Source organism: Aliterella sp. E5.1 (assembly GCF_057473825.1).
In genome coordinates, this window is record NZ_JBYCCV010000364.1 from 1 (window position 1) to 1,551 (window position 1,551).

Annotated in this window: 1 protein-coding gene and 1 pseudogene; both read right to left on the reverse strand. The window is 47.8% G+C overall.

What is annotated here, in order from left to right:
- Positions 1 to 9 precede the first annotated feature (9 nt).
- A pseudogene (locus tag AC2VE5_RS27300) lies at positions 10 to 318 on the reverse strand (SDR family NAD(P)-dependent oxidoreductase); the annotation flags it as partial.
- A gap of 72 nt (positions 319 to 390) precedes the next feature.
- Complete coding sequence (locus tag AC2VE5_RS27305; protein ID WP_486890667.1) at positions 391 to 1,323, reverse strand: NADP-dependent oxidoreductase; 933 nt, start codon at positions 1,321 to 1,323, stop codon at positions 391 to 393.
- Positions 1,324 to 1,551 lie beyond the last annotated feature (228 nt).

The following is a 1,551-nucleotide window of genomic DNA, read 5'->3' on the forward strand; positions in this document are numbered from 1 at the left end:
TCCGATCTATTGCTCATGGAGCGGCTTTGTGGGGGGATCAATTCCGGCGTTGTTGAACGCACAATCTAACCGACCGTAATATTCAACAGTTTTCTGAATCAGTGCCTTAACCTCTGCTTCACTCGATACATCTGATCGCACAAATAAGCACTCAGCACCCGATTGACGAATCAAATTTGCGGTGTCTTCACCTTCCTTTTCGCGTCTGCCGGAAAAAACCACCTTTGCACCTGCAACACCGAATGCTATAGCAGTTGCTTTGCCAATTCCTGATGTTCCGCCCGTAACCAAAGCAACTTTATACTCAAGTATTTTCATAGCTGTTTATTTTTTTTAGTGGTTTTAAAGAATCATCGCTCAGGTATCAGACAGACATCCGTTGTTTCAAAACTATGTCCCAACTTGCAAAACGATCTTGCCGCGCGTGCGCCCACTTTGGGAAAGTTGGTGTGCTTTTTTCACCTCTATGAGCGGTAGCACCGTTTCAATGTATATTTTCAATTTGCCTTCTTCAATCAGACGATTGATTTCGGCTAATTGCTGCGCGCTCGGCTTACAAAAGACAAACGCGGCTTCTACACCCGATTTGCGTGCTTTTTCTTCAGACGGAGTCTGTGCCGACGTTACCAGAAAGCCACCCTTTTTTAGAGTTTGGAAGGCTCGCTCCTGGGTGTCGCCGCCGACCGTATCGAAAACAACATCTACGTCTTTGACGACTTCTTCAAACGGTTGCCGCGTGTAATCAACGAATTCATCCGCGCCCAAATCGCGGACGTACTGTTCATTTTTGCCCGATGCCGTGCCGATAACGATCGCGCCTTTTGCTTTAGCCAATTGAACCGCCATAGAGCCTACTCCGCCCGACGCTCCGGTGATCAAGATTCTTTGCCCGCTACTTAGATTCGCTAAATCGAACATTGCTTGCCACGCAGTCAATGCGCCGATTGGGATCGCCGCCGCCTCTTCAAAATTGATGCTTTCCGGTTTGGGTGCGATCGCGTCCGCTTTAGCAATCGCGTATTCGGCATAACCACCGGAAAATCCGCCGGACACGGTCATCCCATAAACCGCATCGCCCTGCTTGAAATTGTTAACCTCAACGCCAACTTCTTCGATGGTTCCGGCGATGTCGCCGCCAAGAATGAGCGGAAGTTTGAGTCCAAAGCTTTCGCCCATACCATCGCGGATTTTCCAGTCCGCCGGGTTGACCGCTGCAACATGAACTTTCACCAAAACCTCGCCTTCTTTCGCTTTTGGACGTTCGACATCGGTGTAATTCAAAACGTTCTCATTGCCGTATTCATTTATCACTACTGCTTTCATTTCTGCTCCTATGTTTAAGTAGGTAGTCCAACCAACTGATTTCTCTATGACTTCTATGTCGGCGCATCCGGTTTGACTGATAGTAATCCAACTTGCGTATATTCAGAAGTGCGATTGCTTTGCCGTCCTTTATGCGGAAACACTAGAGGTAGATGTTTCGGTAAAGTGTGCTGTTCCTAGCAGTCGTTGCAATATCATTAACTGGATGCAACCTCAACGACACTTTCC